The following is a 9,700-nucleotide window of genomic DNA, read 5'->3' on the forward strand; positions in this document are numbered from 1 at the left end:
CCACCTTAAGGCCTTGCCACAGTGGACACATATTGAGCGCCTAACCCCTCTCGTGTGGATCACCTTACCCCACTCATCAATCCCACACAGTTGAAAAACCCCTTTTGCAATAAATACCAACACCAAGTATTTTAATATCTTTCATGGCCCTGCTCCTTTTTTTAAAAATAGAAACTCTATGTTGGCGCATTATAACGCCCTCTTTAAGGAGGGGCACTTTTCATTAGGTTACTTGTTAATTAATAAATTCTTAAGATTAAGTTATTATTTTAATACCTTAGGTGCTTATATATAGAGTATAGGGGTAAAAATGACTACTATCATTTTTAAGCTTTCACCAGAAATAGACTACAAATATTGATGACTCGATTAAAGGCAAAAAAATTGACGTTCGATATTCTGCAGCAAGTGAATAAGCCGATCATACCTACGCAAAAAAAGAGCCCCTTTCAGGAGGATAAGTAGAAGTTCCAAAGAAAAACTATCATTATTGGGATTAGACATTTTTCCATACCTCGCTATGTGCTCGAAATAAAGAATAGGCAATTTCCGATGATTAGGCAATACTTATTCAAATAAAGACCATTTTTTTGGGGTCTAGGGCTTTATCAAATTCGCTTGCGGTTAAATAACCTAACTGAAGAGCAGCTTCTTTAAGTGTCCCGCCTTCTTTGTAAGCTTTTTTAGCAATTTCTGAGGCTTTGTCGTAACCGATGATTTGATTTAATGCAGTGACCAGCATTAGAGAATTATTCAGATATTCATTGATTTTTTCTTGATTAGGTTTGATGCCAACGGCGCAATGATCATTAAAGGAACGACAAGCATCGGACAATAAATAAATAGATTGAATTAAATTATAAGCCATCACGGGCTTGTAAACATTCAGTTCAAAATTCCCCTGCGATCCTGCGATGGTAATGGTCGTATCGTTTCCTATCACCTGAACACACACCATCGTCATTGCTTCAGATTGCGTTGGATTCACTTTACCCGGCATAATTGAAGAGCCTGGCTCATTTTCTGGGATAACAATTTCCCCAATGCCGCAACGCGGGCCGGAAGCTAACCAACGAATATCGTTTGCAATTTTCATCAACGAACAGGCAGAGGTTTTGAGAACGCCGCTGACTAAAACAATTTCGTCGTTGGCAGCCAGAGCGGCAAATTTATTGGACGCCGAATAAAAAGGTATTCCCGTCAGTTCGGCAATGTGTTCAGCAGCTTTTTTGGCAAATTGCGGGTGGGTATTTAGCCCTGTGCCTACCGCTGTCCCGCCGAGCGCAAGACGATAGAGCGTTGGAAGCACATCATTAATGACTTCCAAGTTATGGTTGAGTTGAGCAACATAACCTGAAAATTCTTGGCCCAACGTTAATGGCACAGCATCTTGCAAATGCGTTCGACCGATTTTAATGATTCCAAAAAATTCCTTGGATTTTTTTTCCAAGGTATCGCGTAAGACAGTGAGATTAGGGATAAGCTGATGCGTTATCATTTCGGCAGAAGCAATGTGCATCGCTGTTGGAAAAGTATCATTTGAAGATTGCGACATATTAACGTGATCGTTCGGATGAACCGGTTCTTTGCTTCCTAACTTTTCACCAGCTAACTCAATCGCGCGATTGCTGATAACCTCGTTCACATTCATGTTGGTCTGCGTGCCGCTGCCGGTTTGCCAAATTTTTAAGGGAAAATGATCGTTTAGTTTTCCAGTGATCAGCTCTTCGCAGGCTTTAAGAATAAATTTAGCTTTTTTTTGAGGTAGGTTGCCCAATTCAACATTTGTGAGCATAGCCGCTTTTTTCAAAACGCCAAAAGCGCGAATGAGCTCAGGCGGCATCGTTTCGCGCCCAATGGCAAAATTAATTAATGAGCGCTGTGATTGCGCGCCATAATACTTTTCATTAGGCACTTCAATCGTACCCATACTGTCGGACTCTTTTCTCATCTATTGACCTTTGGAAAGGGTAATCTTACAAGGATACGTTATGCGATCAACATCTAGAGTTGTTTTTTGATGTCCATAGATTTTTGAACTCATCTCACATTGTTTATAATTTGAAGAAGTGCCAGGTTTGAGTTGGCCGCTTAAATTTAAAGTTGCCGCTGCCCCATACACCTTTTTTGTTTTTGAAACTAATATGGTCGCTGAACCTTCGTAAGCACAAAAGCCGCCTTTTCGGTTAATATTCAATGTAATTGAAGCTTTGGAATTCTTTGGAAAGGGCAGCACGATTTTTAGTTCTTGTCCGTTTACTTTGACCCATTGCATACAATGCGTACCAAATAGAACTAAGTTATAATCTTCCCCTGTATTATTTTTGACGTAAAATCCTGTCAAAATTCCTTGATTCACGTTTATTCCTTGTGCGAAAGTCGTAGCAGAAACCCCGAAACCTAACATACTAATAAAACAAAGTGCTAAGGAACGAATATTCATATTGGTTTCCTCAATCATTATTACTTTAACTGTAAGTATAGTCTGCTTTTGAGAGCTGCCAAACTGGTGCCCCGGACAGGATTTGAACCTGTGACCTGTCCCTTAGGAGGGGACTGCGCTATCCAACTGTGCCACCGGGGCGTTGGGAAACTTAGGAGACAATGATATCATAGGACGCTCTTTGTTGAGAGGGCAGAATTTAATTGTTTCTTAAATAAGGATTTGATTAAGCAGGAGCTTGTTTAGTATGGCGAAATCTAAAGGCCGTTTGATCGGCGCGATTGTCGTTTCTTCATTAATTTTTATTCTGGCTCTTGTCGTGGCTTTCGATGCTTTGCGCGCCTATCTCGTCAAAAAAGCCGTGCAAGAATTCGTGCCTCCTCCTGTGACCATATCGACTACCAAAGCTCTCAGTGAAAGTTGGCAGCCCGTATTGACTGCGGTGGGTAGCTTGAGTGCGATTCAGGGGGTGAATATCAGTCCTGAAGTGAGCGGCTGGGTAATCGCTATCCATTTTACCTCGGGCCAATTAGTCAAAAGCGGTGAATTGCTAATTCAACTCGACGATTCAAGCGACGTTCAAGATCTTAAAAATAATCAGGCAGCTCTGAATTTAGCAAGAGTCGATTTTGAACGTAAGGCTGCCTTATATAAAACAGGCGCAATCGCTAGAAGCGATTGCGATCAGGCACTTGCGCAATTGCAGCAAACAGAAGCTCAAGTGAATAAGTCATTGGTCGCTATCAGCAAAAAGAATATTTGCGCTCCTTTTCCTGGAAAAATTGGCATTCGACAAGTTAATTTGGGTCAATACGTTAATCCCGGTGATGTGTTGGTTAGTTTGCAGTCTCTCGGTCCTTTGTATGTAAATTTCTCGTTGCCTGAACAGTTTTTAAAAGATCTCTGCTTGAATCAAAAACTTTCCATTACTGTGGATTCTTATCCTGAAGAAAAATTCGATGGGAAAATTACAGCGCTTGATTCTTTGGTGACGAAAGCCACGCACAATATTAACGTTCAAGGAACCATTCCTAATGGGGATTATCGACTTTACCCCGGCACATTCGCAAACGTTACTGTTTATCTGCCCGAGAAAAAAGCTGTGGTAACCGTGCCACAAACCGCGGTGACTTATTCTTTGTATGCTAATACGGTATTTGTGATAGAACCGGGTAAGAATGAAAAAGGGCAAGCGGCTTTAGTTGCGCGCCAACGTCTTGTTGAGATTGGCGATATGAAAAATAATAAAGTCGTTATAAAAAAAGGCGTTAAAGCGGGCGAAGAAGTCGTTACCTCTGGCCAAAATAAACTTCATGAGGGAAGCAGCGTTAAAATCGATAACAGTGTGGTGTTAAAACCAGAAAACCGAGAAACATTGACGGGGTTTTAATGGCAAGTTCAAAATTTACGGACAAATTTATCATTCGCCCGGTTCTCGCTATTGTTATGAGCTTGTTTATTTTTATTTTGGGCTTACTTGCGATTACTAAAATGGAAGTGCGCCAGTACCCTAAAATGAACAATACGTTAATTACCATTTCGACAGCTTACCCTGGCGCGCCTGCTTCTTTAATCGAAGGTTTTATTACAACGCGGCTTGAAAAATCGATCGCTGGCGCCGAGGGAATCGATTATATGACTTCCACAAGCACTCAAGGCGTTAGCACGATTAATGTTTTCATAAAATTGAATTTCGATCCTAACGTGGCTTTTACCGATATTATGAGTAAAGTCGCCCAAGTGCAAAATGATTTGCCACGGGAGTCTCAGCTACCTGTCATTCAAAAACTTACTGGAACACAAACGGCGTTAATGTATATCAGCTTTAGTAGCGATCAGATGAGTTCTGAGCAAATTAACGATTACCTAAATCGTGTCGTTCAACCTAAAATTGAAACCGTTTTTGGCGTTTCCCAAGCTGAAACTTTAGGTGGGCGCCCGTTTGCTATGCGAGTTTGGCTGAATACCAAACGAATGGCCGCCTTAAATGTAACGCTGACCGACGTGACGAAAGCATTGATTAATAATAATTTTCAATCCGCGGCGGGACAAACGAAAGGCGATTTCATTACGCTTTATATAAAAGCGAAAACGGACATAGGGGACAAACAAGCGTTTGAAAATTTGGTCATCAAAGAGGTTAATGGCACATTGATTCGAATACGAGATATCGGCCGTGTTGAGCTTGGCGCTCAAGATTACGATTCAAGCGTTTATATGAATGGGAAAAGCGCTGTATTTGTTACCGTTAATACGACCCCCACGTCCAATCCCCTGAGTGTGATTGCTAACGTTAAAAAAATATTACCGGGCCTTGAAAAGGAATATCCGCCTTCTTTGCATTCAAAAGTGGTTTATGACGCCACGGAATACATTCAGGCCTCGATTTACGAAGTTGGTAGAACTATTTTTGAAGCGACCTTAATTGTTATTGTAGTTATTTTTCTATTTTTTGGATCAATTCGTACCGTTGTCATTCCTGCTGTTACGATACCGCTTTCGCTTATTGGTGTTTGTTTTCTTATGTGGTTTTTAGGATATTCACTGAATTTACTCACACTTTTGTCGATGGTACTGGCTATTGGTTTAGTAGTGGATGATGCTATTATTGTCGTGGAAAACGTTTATCGACATATTGAAGAGGGCGTGGACGGCTTCCACGCAGCTATTCGAGGGGCTCGCGAAATTGCTTTTCCTATTATTTCAATGACCTTAACGCTGGCAGCGGTTTATGCACCCATCGGTTTTATGACTGGTTTGACAGGGGCTTTATTCACCGAATTTGCTTTTACGCTAGCCGGTGCAGTTATCGTTTCAGGTATTATTGCGCTCACCTTATCACCGATGATGTGCTCAAAATTTTTAAACCAAAACATTGGAAAGCAACCTTATGTGCAGTTTATTGATCGTTCGTTTGAACGATTAAAGCAAGTTTATTCGCACCGTTTGCACGAGGTTTTAAATCACCGTTTTCTGATGATCTTATTAGCCGTTGCCGTATTGGCCAGTTGTTTTATTTTTTACATGAATACCAACTCAGAGTTGGCGCCTGAAGAAGATCGAGGCGCCCTCTTCGTGCAAGCGCAAGCCCCGCAATACGCCAACATCGATTATGTCGAAGCTTATAGCAAACAATACGAAAAATATTTTAAAAAACTACCCTCAATGGCCAATTATTTTATAATTAACGGATTTGGCACAGTAAACACCGTCTTGGCGGGGATGATAATGAAGCCGTGGGATCAGCGACAACAATTGCAAAAACAAGCGCAAGTCATTTTGCAGCCCGAACTTAATACCGTGGCGGGGCTACAAACCGTCGTTTTTCCTTTAGCTTCGTTACCGGGCGGAGGCACCGGCTTACCTGTTCAATTTGTGATTACTTCTATCGCTCCTTTTAACAAGATTTATTTGGCAACGGAAAAAATAGTGAGGGAGGCGAAAAGAAGCGGCTTGTTTGTTTTTGTCGATAGCGAACTGAAATATAACAATCCACAATTAAATGTAATTATCGATCGAAACAAAGCTGGGGATTTAGGCGTCACTATGCAGAGTTTAAGTCAAATATTGGCTTATTCGCTGGGAGGTAATTACATTAATCGTTTTGTGATGATGGGACAAAGCTATAAAGTAATTCCTCAATTAAGCCGATTATTTCGCTTAAATCCCAGCAACTTAGAACAGATTTATGTAAATACAGCAGGTGGGCAATTAATTCCTTTATCGACGCTCGTTAAAATGAATATTACGACGCAGCCAAATTTGCTTTCGCATTTTCAACAATTAAATTCGGCGAAAATCGATGCAGTGTTAGCTCCGAGCCGCACCATGGGCGAAGCTTTAACTTATTTGGAACAAACCGCGAATAAAGTGCTTAGCCGAGACATGAGTTATGATTTTGGGGGACAAATGCGTCAATTCGTCCAGGAAGGGCAAGCGTTAGTGGTGACGTTTTTTCTAGCCATTATTATTATTTATCTTGTGTTAGCGGCGCAATTCGAAAGTTTTCGTGATCCCTTTGTAATATTAACCAGCGTGCCAATGTCTATTTGCGGTGCCTTAATTTTTTTAAATTTAGGATTGGCCAGCATTAATATTTACACCAAAATTGGGCTAGCCACACTAATTGGATTAATTAGCAAACACGGAATTTTAATGGTGGAATTTGCAAATAAATTGCAAGAAGAAGAGGGGGTCAGTGTTCGTGAAGCCATCGAAAAATCCGCAGCCATTCGCTTGCGCCCCATTTTGATGACGACAGCCGCGATGGTATTAGGCGTCGTCCCCTTAATTTTGGCTACAGGCGCCGATGCTGTGAGCCGTTTCGATATTGGACTTGTGATTGCCACGGGAATGCTAATCGGCACTATATTTACTTTATTTGTGGTACCAGCCATGTATCTGTTAATTGCGAAAAAACATCAGCCTTTGCGGAAGGTAGATAAATAACAAAGGAAAGGAAAAGCAGATCTGCTTTTTAATCAACAGGTTCAAACTCATCACAATCATACGAATGATATACCCACAGCTTTTGGTAGGGGGACGGCGCTTTCGGAGCGTAGAGGGGTAAGTTTGATTTAATTGGGTGCCAATGACGTGCAATGGGCTGATTGGGGATTTCGCGCGGGAGGATGGCTATATTCTGCGCATTCTGCTAACAACGCAAAATAAGGCTGACGGGAATCCATTTGCTCACTTCATTGGCTCCTTTTTCCATAATTACAATAATAGCATAGATGCGGTATTATTCCGTTTTACCCTTAAAAGAGGAACTAGTGGTTAAACGTTATCGAAAAAAAGATCCCTATTATGAAAGGGAAACGTCTTTGTATGAACATCCGGTTCCTAGCCGGGAATTCATTATTCAATATCTTAAAGAAATCAACCGCCACGTCAGCTTTAGACATTTATTAAGCGCTTTTGATTTAAAAAAAGTGGAGGAAAAAGATGGCCTACAGCGCCGGTTAATCGCCATGGAGCTGGACGGTCAAGTGATTAGCAATCGGCGCGGTAGTTATGCATTACTTAAAGAGTTGGAGTTGATCCGGGGTCGTGTCCAAGCGCACCGTGACGGCTTTGGATTCCTTATTCCTGATGACGGTTCTGTCGATATTTTCCTGCCCACTCGGGAAATGCGAATGCTATTTACAGACGATATCGTTTTAGTTCGTATTACCAATCCGAAAGAGCGCCGACCAGAAGGCGCGATCGTGGAAATTTTGGAGCGAAATACTCATCAAGTCGTTGGACGATATTTTGAAGAAGGGGGGATCGCCTTTGTTGACCCGAATCATAAATTAATTACCCAAGATATTTTAATTCCTCCCGGCCAGCAAGGAGAGGCAAAAACGGGGCAATTTGTGCTGGCAGAAATTACCGTACAACCCACCAAGCGTCGCCAAGCGATGGGACGTATTATTGAAATACTGGGCGACCAATTAACCCCTGGAATGGAAGTTGAACTAGCCATTCGGACCCATGAGCTTCCCTACCGCTGGCCGAACGAAGTGTTGCAGGAAGCCAAAAAACTACCCGTTGAATTGATGGAATATGACAAAAAAGAACGCAAAGACCTTCGGAAGCTGCCTTTCATGACTATTGATGGCGAAGACGCGAGAGATTTTGACGATGCTGTTTATTGCGAATCGAAGTCGAGCGGTTGGAAACTCTATGTCGCTATTGCCGACGTTTCGCATTACGTTTCTCGAGAGAGTGTATTAGATAAAGAAGGGCAATTACGGGGAAATTCTATCTATTTTCCCTCGAAAGTTATTCCAATGCTACCCGAAGCGTTATCTAACAACCTTTGCTCGCTTGTACCGAATAAAGATCGTTTAGCCATTGTTTGCGAAATACACCTTACTGCCAAAGGAAAAGTCAGCGAATATCAATTTTATGAAGCCGTTATTCATTCCCATGCGCGTTTGACCTACACTCAAGTCGCCGCGATGCTCCGCGGAGAAAAAACTAAAAATGAGGAAACCTTACCGCATATTAAAAATTTAGATCAACTTTATCAAAATTTGTTGCGACAACGTATTAATCGCGGCGCAATAGAATTTGAAACGACTGAGACTCGAATTCAATTTAATCAAAAAGGAAAAATTAAACGTATCGTTCCCGTCGTACGCAATGAAGCGCATCGCATCATCGAAGAATGTATGTTAGTAGCTAACGTTTCGGCCTCGCATTTTTTACAAGAAAAAAATATCCCAACGCTTTATCGTGTACACGAAGGTCCTGATGAGCAAAAATTACATGCCCTTAAACAATTTCTTCGTGCGTTTGGATTACGCTTGACGGGCGGTGATAAGCCAATGCCGATGGATTATGCAAAATTATTATTGCGCATTGAGAAACGTCCCGATGCTCATTTATTGCAAACGGTGATGCTTCGTTCGCTGCGACAAGCCATTTATACCCCTGAAGACGGAGGACATTTTGGCCTTTCCTACGAGCGTTATTGTCATTTTACCTCGCCCATCCGGCGCTACCCGGATCTGCTGGTTCACCGTGGGATTCGGCACGCATTACAAAAAAAATCTCCCAAAAAATTTCATTATGACAACCCAAAATTAGCCGAATTGGGAAAGCATTGCTCGATAACAGAGCGTCGCGCCGACCGTGCGACACGCGAAGCGGTTGACTGGTTAAAATGCGAATATATGATGAATAAAATAGGTCAAGCTTATACAGGACATATCGTTGATGTCACAGGTTTTGGCGTTTTTGTACAACTAGATCAAATTTATATCGAAGGATTAGTGCACATTACGGCGCTAGAGAGCGATTACTACCATTTTGACCCTGTTCATCATCTTCTGCGCGGCAAACGCAGCGGCCGGGTTTACCGACTGGGCGATATTATCCATGTTATTGTCGCCAGGGTTGATTTAGACGATCGTAAAATCGATTTTGTGTTAGAAGAGGTAAATTCTCCCCCACCGCAAAAGCGCCAATCCCGCAGAAAGAAAGGTCGAGGCTAGCGGCTCTATGTATATCATCACCCAATAGTGGCAAAAACCAAAAAACTTAAAGTCCACCGTCTGCGCGGTAATGACGATTAACAACAAAACCTTGTTATAAATCTTCCAATTCTAGGTTATTTTTTCTATTAGCCTTAATTTCAAAAACCCCCGTCCTTCCCACTAAGGCGTATTGGCGATAACAATAATTTTTCGTATTAGTGCTACAAACGCTACCATTTTCTTTTTCCCTTTTTTAACGAGCCCCTCATAAAAGCTCTTTAATTCTGAA

At 41.8% G+C, this 9,700-nt stretch carries 5 protein-coding genes, 1 tRNA gene and 2 pseudogenes; 3 read left to right on the forward strand and 5 right to left on the reverse strand.

The genetic code is table 11. The annotated features are described in order from the left end of the window. Positions 1-14: 14 nt before the first annotated feature. From OWO34_RS04795 to OWO34_RS04810, 4 genes and pseudogenes are all read right to left on the reverse strand, one after another. A pseudogene (locus tag OWO34_RS04795) lies at positions 15-145 on the reverse strand (IS110 family transposase); the annotation flags it as partial. A 426-nt stretch (positions 146-571) separates the two neighbouring features. After that, entirely contained in the window at positions 572-1,951 is a 1,380-nt protein-coding gene (gene fumC, locus OWO34_RS04800; RefSeq protein ID WP_267256733.1) for a class II fumarate hydratase, read from the reverse strand. Further along, positions 1,952-2,461: a hypothetical protein gene (locus tag OWO34_RS04805; protein WP_267256734.1), complete on the reverse strand. Its 510-nt coding sequence runs from the start codon at positions 2,459-2,461 to the stop codon at positions 1,952-1,954. Between the two features lie 46 nt (positions 2,462-2,507). Then, positions 2,508-2,584, reverse strand: a tRNA-Arg gene (locus tag OWO34_RS04810). Positions 2,585-2,690: 106 nt separating this feature from the next. Here OWO34_RS04810 and OWO34_RS04815 point away from each other — a divergent pair. Together OWO34_RS04815 and OWO34_RS04820 are read left to right on the forward strand one after the other, a co-directional pair. After that, positions 2,691-3,833, forward strand: coding sequence for an efflux RND transporter periplasmic adaptor subunit (locus tag OWO34_RS04815; RefSeq protein WP_267256735.1), 1,143 nt, complete (start codon positions 2,691-2,693; stop codon positions 3,831-3,833). Then, a complete protein-coding gene (locus OWO34_RS04820; RefSeq protein ID WP_267256736.1) occupies positions 3,833-6,892 on the forward strand; it encodes an efflux RND transporter permease subunit in 3,060 nt (1,019 codons plus the stop codon). The genes OWO34_RS04815 and OWO34_RS04820 overlap by 1 nt, the downstream gene beginning before the upstream one ends. Before the next feature lie 28 nt (positions 6,893-6,920). On the opposite strand, the pseudogene OWO34_RS04825 reads toward OWO34_RS04820, so the two are convergent. Continuing rightward, positions 6,921-7,139: pseudogene (locus OWO34_RS04825) on the reverse strand (hypothetical protein). 79 nt (positions 7,140-7,218) lie between these two features. Here OWO34_RS04825 and rnr point away from each other — a divergent pair. Beyond that, positions 7,219-9,429 carry a ribonuclease R gene (gene rnr, locus OWO34_RS04830; protein ID WP_267256737.1) on the forward strand — a complete coding sequence of 737 codons (2,211 nt, stop codon included), beginning with the start codon at positions 7,219-7,221 and terminating at the stop codon, positions 9,427-9,429. The last annotated feature ends 271 nt before the right edge of the window (positions 9,430-9,700 follow it).

The organism is Coxiella endosymbiont of Ornithodoros maritimus (assembly GCF_907164965.1).
Classification (GTDB): Bacteria; Pseudomonadota; Gammaproteobacteria; order Coxiellales; family Coxiellaceae; genus Coxiella.

Coding starts and splice junctions, on each gene's coding strand:
- OWO34_RS04820 (WP_267256736.1), top strand. CDS start 3,833: ATGGCAAGTTCAAAATTTACGGACAAATTTATCATTCGCCCGGTTCTC.
- OWO34_RS04815 (WP_267256735.1), top strand. CDS start 2,691: ATGGCGAAATCTAAAGGCCGTTTGATCGGCGCGATTGTCGTTTCTTCA.
- fumC (WP_267256733.1), bottom strand. CDS start 1,951: ATGAGAAAAGAGTCCGACAGTATGGGTACGATTGAAGTGCCTAATGAA.
- OWO34_RS04805 (WP_267256734.1), bottom strand. CDS start 2,461: ATGATTGAGGAAACCAATATGAATATTCGTTCCTTAGCACTTTGTTTT.